This window comes from Paludisphaera rhizosphaerae, assembly GCF_011065895.1.
In the GTDB taxonomy this organism is placed as follows: Bacteria; Planctomycetota; Planctomycetia; order Isosphaerales; family Isosphaeraceae; genus Paludisphaera; species Paludisphaera rhizosphaerae.
The window spans coordinates 88132-104557 of sequence record NZ_JAALCR010000006.1; the positions used below are offsets into that span (position 1 = coordinate 88132).

The 16426-nt window shown below is 63.6% G+C and carries 10 protein-coding genes; 5 read left to right on the forward strand and 5 right to left on the reverse strand.

Annotated features, from left to right (window positions below; genetic code table 11):
• Window positions 1-120: 120 nt before the first annotated feature.
• The 3 genes from G5C50_RS09365 to G5C50_RS09375 form a co-directional block, all read right to left on the reverse strand.
• Window positions 121-657, reverse strand: a complete 537-nt coding sequence (locus G5C50_RS09365; protein WP_165068177.1) for a hypothetical protein — start codon at window positions 655-657, stop codon at window positions 121-123.
• 192 nt (window positions 658-849) lie between these two features.
• The gene (locus G5C50_RS09370; protein WP_165068180.1) at window positions 850-2421 is read right to left on the reverse strand and encodes a galactose oxidase-like domain-containing protein; all 1572 of its coding nucleotides are present in this window, start codon (window positions 2419-2421) and stop codon (window positions 850-852) included.
• A gap of 70 nt (window positions 2422-2491) precedes the next feature.
• Window positions 2492-5023: a glycoside hydrolase family 31 protein gene (locus G5C50_RS09375; protein ID WP_165068183.1), complete on the reverse strand. Its 2532-nt coding sequence runs from the start codon at window positions 5021-5023 to the stop codon at window positions 2492-2494.
• Between the two features lie 1265 nt (window positions 5024-6288).
• On the opposite strand from G5C50_RS09375, the gene G5C50_RS32245 reads away from it, so the two are divergent.
• The 3 genes from G5C50_RS32245 to G5C50_RS09385 all read left to right on the forward strand — a co-directional run bounded on the left by G5C50_RS32245 (window position 6289) and on the right by G5C50_RS09385 (window position 10762).
• On the forward strand, window positions 6289-6522 hold the full coding sequence (locus tag G5C50_RS32245; RefSeq protein WP_206107627.1) for a hypothetical protein: 234 nt from the start codon (window positions 6289-6291) through the stop codon (window positions 6520-6522).
• Between the two features lie 210 nt (window positions 6523-6732).
• A complete protein-coding gene (locus tag G5C50_RS09380; RefSeq protein ID WP_165068185.1) occupies window positions 6733-8505 on the forward strand; it encodes a vanadium-dependent haloperoxidase in 1773 nt (590 codons plus the stop codon).
• A gap of 1660 nt (window positions 8506-10165) precedes the next feature.
• Window positions 10166-10762, forward strand: coding sequence for a sulfotransferase family protein (locus G5C50_RS09385; RefSeq protein ID WP_165068187.1), 597 nt, complete (start codon window positions 10166-10168; stop codon window positions 10760-10762).
• A gap of 83 nt (window positions 10763-10845) precedes the next feature.
• Here G5C50_RS09385 and G5C50_RS09390 read toward each other — a convergent pair whose 3' ends face one another.
• Together G5C50_RS09390 and G5C50_RS09395 are read right to left on the reverse strand one after the other, a co-directional pair.
• Window positions 10846-11706 carry a hypothetical protein gene (locus G5C50_RS09390; RefSeq protein WP_165068190.1) on the reverse strand — a complete coding sequence of 287 codons (861 nt, stop codon included), beginning with the start codon at window positions 11704-11706 and terminating at the stop codon, window positions 10846-10848.
• Between the two features lie 201 nt (window positions 11707-11907).
• Window positions 11908-13122, reverse strand: a complete 1215-nt coding sequence (locus G5C50_RS09395; protein ID WP_240907030.1) for an acyltransferase family protein — start codon at window positions 13120-13122, stop codon at window positions 11908-11910.
• 467 nt (window positions 13123-13589) lie between these two features.
• Here G5C50_RS09395 and G5C50_RS09400 point away from each other — a divergent pair, with 467 nt between their 5' ends.
• Together G5C50_RS09400 and G5C50_RS09405 are read left to right on the forward strand one after the other, a co-directional pair.
• Window positions 13590-14285 (forward strand): PEP-CTERM sorting domain-containing protein, encoded by a 696-nt coding sequence (locus tag G5C50_RS09400; RefSeq protein WP_165068193.1) that lies wholly within the window; start codon window positions 13590-13592, stop codon window positions 14283-14285.
• 100 nt (window positions 14286-14385) lie between these two features.
• Entirely contained in the window at window positions 14386-16371 is a 1986-nt protein-coding gene (locus tag G5C50_RS09405) for an alkaline phosphatase family protein (RefSeq protein WP_165068196.1), read from the forward strand.
• The last annotated feature ends 55 nt before the right edge of the window (window positions 16372-16426 follow it).

The following is a 16426-nucleotide window of genomic DNA, read 5'->3' on the forward strand; positions in this document are numbered from 1 at the left end:
GCTCGCCAATCGATTCAGACGCGAGCACGGTGGGCGAGTGGGACGAGCAACAAGCGGACGTGCTGGATCGATGACGCGGCTGGCAGGGTGGTGACGAGTCGAGGCTCTGTCGGATCGAGCTCACCTCTGCGGGGCTGCGTATGTGCTCTGGGTCTGCGGAAAGTACTCGCGGACCTCGAGCGTGTACCCCGTGTCGGACTTCGTAAGAGGACCCGTCACCTGCACCTTCAGCCCCTCGCCGTTCGGATTCTTCACCATGGAAGCCAGTTGCTCATAGGCGTTCAGCTCGTCGGGTTCGGGCTGCCGGGGGGCGTGCTTCTTTGAATTCCATTGGAGCTTGTGCTCGAAGCGTCGGAGGGCAATGGGGCGGTCGACGCCGGGGATGTGCAGGGTGAGGCCGCCGTCGGTGCTTGAGACAGCGCCGTCGGCAGTCAACTCGACGCCCCGGAAGATGTAAGCCTGGCCGACACACTCCTTGAACTTCGAAGCCCACGCCTCGGGGTCGGGAAAGGCATTGTCCTCGAGGTATACCCGGGCCGTACAAGTGTAACCGTTGCCGGCCTTGTCGACGGCTTTGACGCCGTCGAGCTGCATCAACGCCCAATAGGCGCCGCTCCAGCATCCGCCTTCGATGGCATTCTCATAGGGGCAAGTCATCGTGATCCCCACCACAGTCTGCCTTACCTGTGCGACTGCGGGCTCAGCCCACAGGGCGAGCGCCAAGAGCAAGCAGAGAAGGTATTGGCATCGAAGCATTCGTTGGGTGCGACGCATGGATGGGTTCCTTCGTTAAGGTTTCGTCCCGGTGCGAATCTGGCGTCCCTGAGATGGTCCTACGTGTGTTCGGGCTTACGGCAGGATCTGGATCGTCTGGGCGATGGAGGGGACGCCGTTGTTGTTCAAGAGGAACAGCATGTAATGGCCTGGGGGACAGCCGTTGGGATCGGCGGGGGCCGTCACCTTGAGCGAAGCCGCATCGGGGGTGAAGGTCAGAAAGTTGATCCGCTGGTTGGAGTTGAAGGAGTGGGTGACGGACGACAGACGGACCCAACTCACTTTGCCGATCGCGCCAGGAGTGGTCGTTCCCACCGTGAATGTTTCGCCGTACTTCACCTTGGTGGGCGCTGAGGTGATGTCGGGTCGAGGGGCCCGAGTCCCGTTAGCAAGAAACAGGTATGGGGGTGAAAAAATCTGGGCGTCGTGGTGCGTGTCGACTGGCGGGTTCGGGTGGCCGTCGTTGTTTGGGCTGTACTCGCCCCCCCCCGCGTTTAGCACGGTTGCGTCGGGCAAGAGGACGGCCGTGGAGTGATAGCAGCGGTCGACCGCGGCTTTTGCCAGCTTCTTCCATTTGCCGGTCTTCGGGTCCCAGAGTTCGGCTGATCGGAGCGGCTGGCCGATGACAAGATTGTTGAACCCGTTCCCCTTGGTCCCCCCCATGACGACGACCGTGCCGTCGGGGAGCAGAGTGGCGTTGTGCTGGCGGCGTGGGAAGTTCATCGGGTCGGTCTTCACCCACTCCCAGGCGGCCATCGGTTTGGTGAAGTCGATCGTCTCGGCGTCGGCGATCGGACCGTCGCCTCCGCCGGCGTAAAGCACCTTGCCCTCGTCGTACATGACCGAGGGCGCGTACTCCTGCAAGAAATGGCTCTTGCGGCTGGACAGGTCGATCGCGCGGTGGATGTCCGGGTCGGGACGAAGGAACATCCACTTCTTGGCGACCGTGTCGAGCAGTTGGGTCAGCGGCAGAGGACCGGTCATGAAGACCTGGCCGCTTGGGGCGACGTGCATTCGTGGGTAGAAGGGGAGGACGTCGGGCGGAAAGTCGAAGTTCTGGTTCGGCATCCAATGGCCGTCTTTCCAGATTTGCTGTGTTGGATTATGGGTCCCGTCCGTTCCGGTGCCGAACGAGACGAGGACGCCGCCGTCGGCCAAGGTAACGACCGTCGGGTACCACCTGCCGCCGGTCATCAACTCAGGGACGCGATCCCAGTGGTTCATCGCCGGGTCGTAGATCACCGCGAACGGCTCGCCTTTGCCGTCCGCGATGTGACCTCCGGCGACGAACAGGCGGCCGTCGGGTAGGAACGAGTGCCCGCTGCAGAACAGGTTGTGCCCCGGCATGTTGGTCGTGGAGAACGCGGCGGGTCCCGTCCCCTTCGAGGGATCCCAGATGCGGGGCTGGCAGTTGCGCGGCGCCGGCGGATTGAGGCCCTCGCCCGCCTCTCGGCGCCCCCAGAAGAGCACCTTGCCGTCGGGCAAGACGCTCACATGGATCATGACGTTGGGCGTATCGAAGAGCGGGGACCATTCCCCCTGATCCGCCGACTGAGCCGAGGCCGGAGTCGGGGCTGACGCTGCGAAGGACATCAGCACTACCAGCAGCGATACTAGCGGGCGGTGCGCGCGAACGTCGCGGGGCATGCTTAGGCCTTTCAGGAAAAGGGGAACGGGAGTCCGAGGCAGAGGGTCTGTCGACCCTTGGCGCCTGGGTTCAGAACGTGAGGGTTGTGGTCCCGCCGGCGTGGGGGAATTTGATGTGGAGGACGGCTGGGTCAGAACGCCATGCCGAAGATGCGGCGTCGAACGCCGTCTGGCTCGCGGCCTCGGGGAGGGCGCCTCCGTCGCGGCGTACGCCAGTGGCGGGGCGCGGAGCCAGTACACGGAACTCGACCGCGCGGGATGTCGCGGTCAGCGTCAGAGTCGTACCGGCCGCCGTGGAATCGCAACGGATGAAGGTGCCGTCGAACGCCGTGAACTGGGAGTCGCCTGAGGGATAAACGCGGATTTCCAGGCCGCCGTCCCAGGTCTTTACGTTGGCGTCGTTCACGTAGTCGGCGTCACAGAGAGTCTGGACGTCGTCCCCCAGGATGAGCGGGATGATGGCCCCGAGCTTGACGAAGACAGGGATCTTTGAGACGGGCCGGGATGGCTGCACGGGGTTCTTCCAGGTGATCAACCGCTTGCCCGCATGGGGCTCATCCGTCCAGAAGTCGATCCAGTCCCCTTCTGGAAGGTAGAGGTCGCGGCCGTCCGCTTTGGGCGCGATCACCGGCGCGACGAGGAGACTTTCACCGAAGTAGTAGACGTGTTGGACGGGGATTGTCCGTGGGTCGTCCGGATGGATCAGGACGAGCGGGCGGAGGATTGGAATGCCGGTCTCGGTCGAGTGTTTGGCCTGGGTGTACAGGTACGGGAAGAGCCTGGTGTGAAGCGTCGCATAGAACCGGTAGTTCTCCAACGCACGGTTCTTATCGGTCGTCTCCCCGGCCTCGGCGTAGCCCCAGGGGTATTGCCGAAGGTTGGACCCGTCGACCTGTCTGTGCATCTGCATGATGGGGGAGAAGCAGCCAAATTGGGTCCAGCGGATGAAAAGATCGGTGGGTGAGACCGTTGAGAAGTTGCGGTTGAGGTAGCCCCCAACGTCGTGGCCCCAGATCGAAAACCCACTCATCGCGGCGGAGAGGCCGGCGACGATCACGCTGGGCAGGCCGTTGGCATCGCCGAAGTTCGGTTCGTTGTCGCCGGCCCAGCAGCCGGGGAACGCCTGGGTGCCCGTGAATCCGCTGCGGGCGAACACAAGGGTTCCTTCCCCGCCGACCTCGCGGAGGATCTCGAAGACAGCCTTGTGGTATTCCAGGCAGTAGCCATTCTGCATCTCCACACCGGTAGTGCCGTTGTGGTAGCGGGCCTCGAGTGGGATGTACAACCCCTTGGCATTGCCGTTGGCCCCTGGCTTCGTTGCGGCTTCGCCGTCGTCGGTCTTGATGCCGCCGACGGCGGACTCCTTCGCGCCGGACTTCGTGACGACCTCGGTCTGTTTGAGCAGTCGGGTGAGTTGGTCCTTCATGAAGGCCCGGCCCTCGGGCGCCGTGAAGTCGACGGGGCTCCCCTGGCCCTTCCACCACTTCACTGGCAGCGGCTTGTGGTCGGCACCCTGCACGAATACTCCCTTGGCCGCGATCGCATCGAAGTCCTTGACCGAACGCTGCTGGCCGCGGACCTCCAGGGTATTGTTGAGAATGCTGGTGTTGACGAACGGGGTCATCCAGCAGACGACCTTGAGCCCCTGCTTCTGGAAGAACGCCATCATCTCGGCGAGGTTCTTGAAGCCGGGGTAACTGTGGGTGGCCGAGGCGGGAAGGTTCTCGAAATCGCCGCCGTGGCCGAACTGCGTGGCGGAGTCGGCCGTGGGGCCGGCGCCGATGTTGAAGTTGAAGTCGTTGTAAGCGATCTCCCAGGGGGAATCGAAGACGAACCCCGAGACGGGGATGCCACGCTCGCGAAACTTGGTCACGGCGTAGTTGACCTCGCCGCCGTCGCGCCAGATGTCGGAGGAGATCCATGGGCCGAAGGCGAAGGCGGGCGGCAGTGCAGGCCGGCCGGTGAGTCCGGTGTAGCGGGACACGACCTCGGTCAGGGCTGGGCCGTAAACGACGTGGTAGGCGAGCGAACCGGAGCGGTTGGTGACGGTGTAACGACCCGCCGCCGTTCGCATGTCGAAGGAGCTGCGCGAGGTCGAGTCGAGGTGAAAGCCGTAGCCCCGCGTACTGACGAACCAGGGAGCGACCTTGTAGGAGAGGTCTCCCTTCTCCAGGGGGCCGTCGAACGTCAGAACATCGATGATTTTCCCCGTCTGGTCGAGGGCGTTGAACTTCTCGCCGAAGCCGTAGAAGTGCTCGTCCCCGGCGGCGGCCACCGTGATCGAGGTCTGGTTGGGCTTCAGCCCGTTCCAGTCGGTCACCTCGTACCGCAGCACGCCGTCGACTGGGAACGAGAGCCGCGACTTGACGTCCGTCGCGCCGGCGTTTTGGACAAGGTCGAAGCCGTCCGAGCGGGGGATCGATGAGACGACGCGGCCGACCGTCCGCTTCGCGCCGCCCACGGTGACGACCGGAGGATCGAAGGCGATGACGGTTGCCAGAGGGGCGCCCAATCGGTCGGGGCCTGACAACTCGACCCCCCCGGTGGTTTCGGAGATCCGCGCCTGAAGCGGCCCTGAATTGAAAGTCAGAACATCCGCCATCGTTCGCCCTCGCTCGATCCTTCCCGACCTGATGAGGAGATCCGCGGTTGAGCCGCGGCAATGTGTGTGGAAGCCGCGAGTGCTTCACCACCGTTGAGATGATGGTGAGAAACCCCGGCGATTCGGCCTTGAAGGCGAATTCGCCTTCCCACGAATCGACGGTGGCGGAGGAGTCGCTTGCGACCTTTGAGTCGCAAGCGACGATTGACGCAACTCGATCGGGCGACCTAACGGCGTCAGCGGTCGGTTAGTCGCCGAGGTCGGCGGAAGACGCGGCGGAGCCTGTTGCCAGGCTGGCTGCTCCTGCCGTCAGGAGAGTGCGTCGGGATAGTACATCATGAGTCGCCATCTCTAATGGCCTTCCTGCCGGGGACAATTTCGGCCGAATGGGAGGTAGACGAAAAACGCACGCGAGAACCACATGCGCCTGCTGTCATGAGGGACGCTTCTCCCCCTTGCCGCGGTTCACGGTCTCTGGCTTATTTCGACCCGCCAGCCGCGGTTTGCTCGAATCAAGGTCGACCGCTCGTGATATGGAGCTGCGTGCCGAAACCTCTGCGGCCCTTCAAGCCGCGGGTGACCCGATTTTGACGCCGGAAGTGCTTGCTCGCCCGGCGAGGGAGGCGAGGTGGAGGCGTCGAGTCTATGGAAGTTAAGATAACGTTTTGAACATTGCAAGTCTTTTTTGAAAGTTTTCTTGGGGGGTAGGCGGAGTTGGTAGTCGGCTCATCGTCACGATGCGGCAAGAGCTCTTGGCGTCGAGAGACGAGCCGAAGTCGACGAAGCACTCGAGATAGGAGGGATCATGATCGGGCTTATCAATGCTCATGACTCATATCTTCGATAAAGCAAAGAATGTTCATGTGTATGTACCAAGATGCGAGTCGTCGCTTTAAGTCTTCCAGTCTCCTTCCGCGGTCGCAAATTTCCCTCGGTCGGAGTCAGCAAGGTATCACGGGGAAGCTTCCCAGGCCGGGACGGTCGAGTAACGCTGGGCAGCGGTCTTCATGGCGACTCTCGATGAGGAGGAACGACTCAAAGTCTGAGCGGATCAGTGTGCCCAAGTCTTGCCTTCAGGTCGAGAAGCGTCTGCGAGCGGCTAACGCGACTCACCATGCCGGACGACGCGATTCGTGCGACGGCACAATCGGGTTATTCAGCGTGCATGTGAGCATGTTTTCTGATTACAAGCATGATCGGAGGGGGCTCGCTCCACGGAAGCCGCCCACGCCGCCGTCCGTTGTTCCGGCGACGCTGTCTCGATTTTGATCGCCCTGTTCAACGTCGAAGGACTGGCGCTGGTGAAGTCTCGCCAGGGCGGCGGGCGACGCTCGACCTACGACGCCGCGGCTCGGGAACGCATTTCCCGCGAGGCCCGCAGGATGCCCCCCCTGAAGGCCGGCGGGTTCCCCGTGGTCTTAGTCGACACCTTCAGTCAAAAAAAACATCTGTTGAACGGTTGGCAAAATTTGTGGTTCGTATTATTTAGAAAAAATTGAGTTGATATGTGGGTCTTGGTTTTGGCATGATTTCGCTTAATCCACTTTTCGCCGCGATTGCTGGTCGAGTCGCATCAACTCCACGGCCGGCTTGTGTACGCAGCTTGAACAACCCGCTCCACGATCGTGATCGCGACGCCACTCGGTCTCGTGCCGCGAGGCTGGTACGCTTCCAGTCTTGCTTATTTCTTCGTGAGGGGGAGCTTCTCGATGAGCCAATCGCACGCCGCAAGTTGTACGGCAATCTTATGCTGCGCCTTCTCCGCGACGGTGTTTGTCGCAAGTTCGATCGCGCAGGAGCAGCCTCGCCAGGAGCAGACCAGGGCGGATTTCTCAAAGTACTTCGAACTCCAGAAGAAGGTCGCGGAAGCCCCTTCCGCGCCGCTGGGTGCTCGCAGGATGGCGGCGGCTGCCGCGGTCAAGGCGGCCCCTAGCAAGGACGCGGTGCGAAGCCGTCTGCTTAAGGCCCAAGAGGAACGAACTCCTCAGCCTAGCGCGATGGACTTCGTTGCGAACAACCCGGTCCTTGAGGAGGTCTCCGCCAGCGGCGATCCCGAGTTCGCCCAAGTCGTTTTCTGGAACGAAGTCGCTCTGAGGATTACGGCGAACGATCACACGGCGCCGCCGCCGGGCTCGAACCTGGATACCCACCCGTTCGAGCAGGTGGGTCCCGTGCGCACCAGCCGCGCTCTGGCCATCGTGCACATCGCGATGTTCGAGTCCATCAATGCCGTGCAGCGAAAGTTCGAAAGCTATAAGAATATTCAGCAAAAAATCTTCCAGACGACGTCGCTGCCGGCAGACATCGACGCCTCTCAGGTCTCGATCCGCCACGCGATCGCCCAAGCGGCGCATCGCGCGTTGACTGCGTTGTACCCGGGAAAGACGCCCGATCTGAATCTGACGCTGGCCGCTAACCTGACCGCCATTCAGGAGACCCCGGTCCGGGCGATCAACGGGCTGGCGATTGGCGACGCAGCCGCCAACGCCATCCTTGACCTCCGTAAGCTCGACGGATCGGAGATGCCCGACCCAGACGTCGCCGGCTTCCAGACCACTGACCCGCTCAAGTGGCAGCGCGATCCTCTGAGTCTGGACGTTGCCACTGCGCTGGGGGCGAACTGGCGGTACGTCAAACCGTTCGTGCTTGAGAAGGCTGACGTGTTCCGCCCCCCTCTGCCGCCCCCGGTGGGCGACTCGAGGTTTGTCGCCGCGTTTAAGGAGGTTTTGGAGAAGGGGGGCGACCCGGCCGCAGGCATGACCGATCCACCAGGCAACGCCGACCGTAGGCCAACCCCAACGACCCGGACCGACGATGAGACTTTCATTGGAAAGTTCTGGGCCTACGACGGAACGGCGCTGCTCTGCGCCCCGCCGCGGCTCTACAACATGATCGCGACGTCGCTGGCGCTCCGCGAGAAGAAGGACACAATCACTACGGCGCTTGATCTGGCCCGGTTCCTTGCGCTGGTCAACGTCGCCCTGGCCGATGCGGGGATCGCCGCCTGGGAAGCCAAATTCTGTTACATCTACCCTCGGCCGATTACGATGATCCGCGCGGCGAGCCCGGGCATGTTTCCAGTCGACGCCCCCCGCCCATTCTGGACACCGCTTGGGGCGCCGGTCAGCAACGGCCGTGCGGGGCGGCTCAATTTCTCGCCGCCATTTCCAGCTTACCCCTCGGGTCACGCCGTCTTCGGGGGGGCGCTGTTCCAGATGTTCCGAAAATACTGGGCGGACCCAGCCGGTCCCGCGTTCACGTTCGTTTCGGACGAGTTCAACGGGCACAACAGCGACCCCGGCGCCAGTCAGCCCCGCCCACTTCTCCCGGTGACATTTCCGGGATTCGCGAAGGCCGAAATGGACAACGCCGAGAGTCGGATCTTTCTGGGGATCCACTGGCGGCCCGACGCTGAGGAGGGCATCATCCAGGGCAATAAAGTCGCCGATTACGTATTTGATCACGTCTTCAAACCGCTGTGATCAACCTCCAGTTGGGGCTTCGTAGAGCCGCCTAACGCGGGGGCGGTCCATCAACGCCGGCGTCGCACATTCGGACGCGTCCCGAGCCGATTGAGAGACGCCGGCATGGGAGGCCCTCCGCCAAGGGTTTGAGGCTGGATAGCGACCGGTCGCTCCCAGTAGGGGGGCATCCTCCCAACAGCGATCGAGTTCCATGGACCTGGCCAGACGTCGGTCGGACCGGCCAAGGCTCAGACATTGGCCAGGCATCGGTGATGGACAACCTCATGCACCTGTTGATCCTCCCTGCATCGCCGTGGGGCCGGGGATGGTCGGACGTGGAGGTTGCCCACCACTGACTGACGCTCTTCCCGATTTGCAACCTCGCCTGGAGCGCTCTGCCAATCCTCGACGAGCGTGTCTACAAGTTCACCCCCCGCCTACGCCTGGATCGTCCGCATCCGGGCTTTATTGTCGGACCTGGGCTGGTTCCTGAATGCCTGAAGGTGCCGCTCGCCCACCGCGCCGACCGCGAGGACGACCGACGCGTTCTGGGAGGGGCGATTCCGCTGCGAACCAGTGCAGGGCGAGGAAGCCATTCCGGCCCTGGCCGCCTCCATCGACCTGAACTCGCACGAAGCCGCGAGGGTCGTTTCAACAGCCCTCTCCAGCAGGGGTTGTCGCTCATCCTTGTTTCTCGCGTCAGCACCGGCGGGGATCGATCCCCTCGGCCGTTGAATCAGGTTGAGGCCGGGAAATCGGTTTGATCGTCGTCGTTGGAGCCGCCTTTGTACGTCTTCGCGGCGGGGCGACGAATTCTCGTTTCGAAGTCGCGATCCGAGCCCACAGTCTTCGATAGAGGGCGCTTTTTGATAATTCGGAAGTTGGTTCGTCGGTGTGAGTCGGGCGATGGCCTACCCAACCCAAGGGGGTTCGGAGCGGTCCACACTTTCAGCCTCCGATCGGCTCACGCCTCGGTCATCGTGTGGACCCAAGGGTGGATGTGGAAATGCAGGTCGCAACCCGGCTGGGAATCGTCCTGATCGTCATCGGCGGAGTGGTTGCCGCGGGCGGTCGTGATGGGACGTGGAATTCTCATTCCCTGGTTGCGATCTGAACCCATGGTATTGGATAGAGAGCCTGCCCGGATTCGGTGGTCGGTTTGCGCGGAGCGATTCGCACGTGATGGCGACCAAGAGCACCGGAGTCGTAGGCGTAGCTTCTAGAAGTCGCCGAACGAACCCGACTGCAGCAGGGTTGAATCAGATGGCAATCTTTTATGGGAATGGGGGTTGCGTCGATCGGCCTGGCTCGTCGTCCGGGGCGAACGGAGCCAATCGCGGGCTGCCGCGTAACAACCGTCGACGGCATCAGCATGACGAGGATCTGCACGGCTGTCAGAGCGAGGTTGTCCGAGGTGAAACGCGTCAGGCTTCGGATCGAATTCTGGTCGATCGAAGCCAATTCGCGGGCGGCTTTATGGGCTGTAAATCGCTTGTTCGTAAAGGGTTGAGATTCGGGTCCGGCAGCCGTGCGGCGGGCGAACGAAGCCAGACGGACCCGCGAGGCCCAACGAGGGGGGCGGCGGCGGCGATCGCGAGATGTGGGTCGGTATGTCTCGGCTGCGGGAGAATCGCTAGAATTCAACCTTTCCGTAAACCCCATTGGGAGGCCGTTGGACATGAGCGCGCCGGTGATGGCGGATCAGGAGATCGTGATCGTCTCGGGCCTGCCGCGGTCCGGGACGTCGCTGATGATGCAGATGCTGGATCAGGGCGGCATCGAGGCCGTCACCGACCGCCAGCGCACGCCGGACGTCGACAATCCCCGGGGCTATTACGAGTTCGAGATCGTCAAGAAGATCAAGGAAGACGCCTCGTGGCTTCCGGAGACGCGCGGCAAGGTCTTCAAGATGGTCTCGCAACTGCTCTACGACCTGCCGGCCTCGGAGACGTACCGCATCGTCTTCATGAGGCGCGACTTCGACGAGATGCTGGCCTCGCAGGAGAAGATGCTCGCCCGCCTGGGCCGGCCTTCGGCTCCTCGCGACGAGATCAAGCGGGCCTTCACCCAGCATCTGCAGAGGCTCTTCGCCTGGCTGGAAAAGCAGCCGAACATGCACGTCCTGTTCGTCGACCACCACGACCTGGTCGCCGACCCTTCCCCGCAGGTCGCGCGGATCAACGCGTTCTTCGGCGGCCGGCTCGACGAGGCGAAGATGATCGAGGCCGTCGACCCGTCGCTCTACCGCAACCGCAAGGGCGAAACCGCCGGTTGAGTCGGCTTCGAAACGAGAACGGGGCCGGCGTGAAAGCCGGCCCCGCCTTGGGGACGCTGAGCGAGAATCCGTCGCGTGCGGGATCAGCCCTGCTTCGACGGAGCGGCCTGCATCGAGGGAGCCACGGCCTGAGGGGCCGGGGCGACGGCCGGGGCGGCGTACTCGACGGGCGCGGCGTAGGTCACCGGAACCATCTGGGTGACCTTCTTGTAGCAGGTGACCGGGACCACTTCGCAGACCTTGCGGGGGATCTGCTTGGTCACGACGCGGGGCTCACAGGTCCAGGTGGTGCAGGGAACGCGGTCGGTGACGACCTCCTGAACCATCCGGCACTGACGGACCTTGCGGACCTCGTTGACGACTTCCTGCACGTAACGGGTGCGGGTCACCGGCACCTGCCGGGTCTGGCACTCGCGGACGAACGTGGTGGTGACCACGTCCTTGACCGTCGGCACGGCCGTGTAGGTCGTCTGGGCGACGACCTTGCACTCGCCGCAGGCCGACTTGTGGTGCAGGAAGCACTTCTTCACCGGCACCGTGACGTACGAGGTCGAGGGGACGTACTCGCAAGACTGCACCTGCGTCGTCGTCTGGACCGGACGGCACACGGTGTAGTTCTGGGTGACGTACTCCGTCTCCTGGATCGGCTTGCATACGACCCGCTGAACCGGCACGTCGATCGTGTCGTACACCGGCTTGCAGACGACCCGCTGCCGCTCGACGTAGGTCGTGTGGGGGACCTTCTGCATCACGGTCTTCTGGACCGTGTCGTACTCGGTCCGCCAGACCTTCTTGTAGACCGTGTACGGGACCATCTCGGTCACGCACTGGTAGGCCGGCTGGGTGTAGGTGCAGGGGGTCTTGTGGCACGTGCCGCACGCCCAGGCCGTCTGACCGGCCGCCAGCAAGCACGCCGCCATCGCCAGGCTCATTCGAAACCGCATGTCTGTCATCCTCCGGGTGTCCATCACCGACTCGTCTCGCCCCAGGTCGCTCGCTCGAGGTCTCGGCATGAGACGTTCAAAGCAAGTGTACAACATGGGTGATTTAGGTGGTTCAGAAAATTTGTATCGGTAGCGGACTCTGGGTGTTTCTTCTGGCCGATCCAGAATAGCAAAACCAGGGCCGGAGCCAATTCATTTTCCCTAAACCTTCAGGAAGAGCTGGCGACGGTACATCCAGAATAGGATGAGCCATAGGATTGACAAGATCCCGACGCCCCGCACAAACGGTTCGTACGGAGCGCCGAAGGCCTGGAAGACGTCAGAGCCGAGGTGGGTGCGGAAGGCCTCGGTGATGAAGTTCTCCACGAGGTGAGCCAGCACGTAGGCGGCGATGGAGTTCATCCCGATGACTCGTAACGGGAAGGCCCAGCCCTTCCAGCCCAGGATATCCATCACGGTGTAGAAACCGGCGAGGATCAGGAAGCAGAGGCCTCCGGAATAGAGCGTCCAGGAGGGGGTCCAGATCCGTTTGACGACTGGACAGGCTCCGACGGCGCCGAGCCCCCAGCCGGCGGCCGTGGCGACGACCCCGGCGAGGACGAGCCGGCCGACGGTGTTCCACGAGGGGCGTTGTTCCCTAAGTGCTTGCCCAGCCAACAGTCCGAGGAGCATGGTGGCGAGGGTCGGGATGAAACTCAGCGTGGCGTAGCCGCCACGGTTGTACTCGAAGGCTTTCTCGCGAGGGAACAGGTTCAGGAACCAGTGGTCGAAGGCCCAGGCCGGGTTGCTGTTCTTGTCCCAGTGTGCTGCGAAACCGGTCGGGTGGTGAGGCCAGTCCGCCGCGACCCCGTGGGCGGGGAAGTCGAAGTCCGTCCCCGGCGCGGGATAGGCCGCGAACAGGAGCCAGTAGCCGAGCAGGATCGCCGCCAGGGCCCCCCCCTGCACTCTCCGCGACTGCCAGCCCAGCCAGAACAGGATCGGATAGCCGAGGCCGATCTGCGAGAGCGTGTCCTCGAAGGTCCAGTTCGTCTGGGGCTTGCCGACCGACCGCAGGAAGACGCCCAGCAGCACCAGCACCAGACCTCGCCAGAGGGCGTGGAGCGTCATCTGCCGCTTCGACTGTCCCTTTGCGGCGCGCGAGGCGATCGAGAACGGCAAGGCGACGCCGACCAGGAACGAGAAGGACGGCTGGATCATGTCGTGGACGACGCAGCCCACCCATTCGACGTGCGACTGCTGCTCGGCCAGGAATTTCCAGACCTTGCTCTCGGGGAAGTTCTTCGCCATCGCGCCGAGGCGCAGGGCCTCGGCCATCATCAGGAACATCACCAACCCGCGGTAGGCGTCGATGGAATCGAGCCGAGCCGTCTTCGGGGCCGGTTCGTCGGCGACGGGGGGAGTCGTCTCGCTGCTCATCGTGCTTCCTCGCGGCCGTTCCGGTCAGGGTGGGGTTCCCCAGCCACCATACCTCGTCCGGAGCCCTCTCGCGAGCGTCTCGACGTGCACAAGGCCACTCATCCGGGCTGTGCCGGGCATCAATGTCGGGCCTGGGTGTTTTAGGCGATAAGAGCGATTGGCTGAATCCTCTGTTCCACCCGTTCTCAGCGCGTAGCCAGCCGGCGTGGTCGGTGGCCAGCTAATGAGATCAGATCCCCCCATCTTGCCCAGGGGTTCGCATGGAGTGTGTGGACACAACGCCATGCAAGATCAACCTCTGTTGTGTTTGAGCAACGCGATCGCCATTTTTTTCGAGTGATCCACCACAATTCTTGATCGGCCTGTTCTGCCCGATTAGTTTCAATCGCCGCTGCGATGGAGACATGATATCTATCGTCATCGTCTGAGTTCGGATTATTGCAAATACGGATAGGTGGAGTCTTTCAATGACTGTGGCAACTCGCAAGGCAAGTCTCATCGGAAACGCCGATCGTATTCTGGCCAGGGCAGCCACGGTCGCGGCGGCTGCGACGGGGGCTGGGCTGGTGGGCCAGGCCGGGACGACCCACGCGGACGTCGTCTACAGTGGGCCGGTCAATATCAACATCCCGACCGCCACCGCCGGTATTTATCTGAACGTGGTGACCGGCGTCACCGGAACGAGCCCCGGCAGCGTTGCGGGCTGGGATCTCAATCTTTGGGGTTCGAGCGCGTTCTTTGCCTGGGCGAACAACTCCGCCTCGCCCAATGACGGTATTGTCAGCGGCTTGGGCACTTCGACGACGCTCGTGGACAACCTGGCGATCGGCACGATCGTGGACGGCGCAGCGACCTACAGCCGGACCGCCAGTATCGAGACGACTGGTTCCACCGCCTTCCAACTCAATAGCACCGGCAACTACATCGGCTTCCGGTTCCTCAACGAATCGACGGGGGCGATCAATTACGGCTGGTTGCAGATCAGCCTGTCCAGCACCTACAACAGCCAGCCGCGTTCGATCATTGGCTACGCCTACGAGGACACGGGCGCCAGCATCGCCGTCGGCCAGGTCTCCGCAGTCCCCGAGCCCGCGTCGCTCGCGATGCTGGCGACGGGCCTGGCCGGCCTGACCGCCTTCCGCCTTCGTCGCCGCGCCGTCTGAGCCCGGGCGAACGGTCGTTGCCGACGGAACTTGACCGAAACCGAAATGGTCCATGCCGACGCTGGCATGGGCCGTTTCTTTGGCGCTCGGAGGTGGCCCGTTGACTGGTCCGCGACTGGCCTCGAAGGTCCTGCTCATCGGCTGGGACGCGGCCGATTGGAAGTTCATCAACCCGCTGCTGGACGCCGGCCTGATGCCGAACCTGTCGCGGCTGGTGGAGGGGGGCGTGATCGGCAATCTCGCCAGTCTCCGACCTTGCCTGTCACCGATCCTCTGGACGTCGATCGCTACCGGCAAGACGGCGGACAAGCACGGCATCTCCGGCTTCGTGGAGCCGATCCCGGACGGGGCGGGCGTTCGGCCGTCCACGAGTACGTCAAGGACCACCAAGGCCCTCTGGAACATGCTTTCGCAGAGCGGCTTGGACTGCGTGGTGGTCAACTGGTACGCCAGCCATCCGGCCGAGCCGATCCGCGGGGTTTGCGTCTCCGACCGCTTCTTCGACGGGCTTCCCACGCGCCCTGGCGAGCTCTGGCCGGTGACGGCCGGCGCCGTCCATCCCGAGTCGCTCATCCCGAAGCTGGCGGATTGCCGGATGCACCCGGCCGAGTTGAGCCCACCCGACCTGAGCCGCCTGATCCCAGAGATCGACCGGATCGACCTCGCGGCCGACCCTCGCCCCTGGAGGCTGGCGGAGGTCGTGACCCGCACCGTGTCGATCCATAGCGTGGCGACCACACTGATGGAGGCCGAGCCGTGGGATTTCCTGGCGGTCTATTACGACGGTCTGGACGTCGCGGGGCATCGATTCATGCCCTACCACCCGCCTCGCATGGCGACGGTGGCCGAGAACGATTTCCGACGCTACCAGGGCGTCATGCGGGAGTTGTACCTGTTTCACGACGAGATGCTCGGCACATTGCTGGACCTCGCCGGCGATGAGGCGACGGTTCTGCTCGTCTCGGACCACGGGTTCCACTGCGACCACCTGCGGCCATCCGGGCCCGCCGGGTCGGTGGAGGAGGACGCGGCGGCGTGGCACCGACACTACGGCGTGCTGGCGATGCGAGGCCCGGGCATCCTGGCGGACGAACGGATTTACGGCGCCACCTTGCTGGACGTCGCGCCCACGGTGCTGCACCAGTTCGGTCTTCCCGTGGGTCGGGACATGGACGGCAGGCCGCTCTTGCAGGCGATGGAACGACCGTCTCCGTCGTTTCCCATGATTCCCAGTTGGGACCGATTGCCGGGGGATGACGGCAGACACCCGGCCGACGCCCGGCAGACCAAGCTCGAATCGCCGGCCGCCCTCAAGCAGTTGATCGCCCTGGGCTACCTCCCGGCCGCGACCGCGGAACAGCGGCAGGCCGTGGCCATCGCAGAGGCCGAATCCCGATTCAACCTGGCGGCCGTGCACTCCAGTCACGGAAGGACCGAGGAAGCCCTCGTATTGCTAGAGGCGCTGCACGACGATTACCCCGGCCACGACCGGTATGCGTTGGCGCTCGCTCGAGCGTACGCCGACCTCGGCCAGCATCGTCGGGTTTTGGCGATCGTCGAGGGCCTGGAAGCATCCGGTCGGCGGTCGCCCGACGGTGACCTGCTGCTCGCCGCCGCCTGGTTCCACGACGGACAGCCGGAACACGCCCTCGGCCGTCTCGCCGATTGTGAGCGACGTTATCCCCCGGACGCGGCGCTCTTCGGCCTGATCGGCAACTTGCACTTGGCTCGTCAGGGCTGGCAAGACGCGGCGCGAGCATTCGCCAAGGCGCTGGCGATGGACGACGACGACCCTCATTCGCACAACGGCCTGGCCCGGGCGGCCTGGATGCTGGGCGACCACGAACGCGCCGGCGAGCACGCTCTGCGGGCGGTCGGCCTGCTCTTCTTCTTTCCGCAGGCCCATTTCCACCTGGGAATGGCGTTCCTGGGAATGGGCGATCGGGAGCGAGCACGGCGATCTCTGAAGCTGGCGGTCACGCAGGCCCCTGGTTTCTTCGAGGCGCGACTCGAGTTGGAGAATCTCGGCGAACCGGCCCCCCCACTCCGGCCGTTGCTCGTCCAACTGGCTGTCGAGTCGTCGTAGCCTACCCAGCGTGATTGGGCGACCTGATCGTCCGTCGCTGACGGATGCAGTCGAC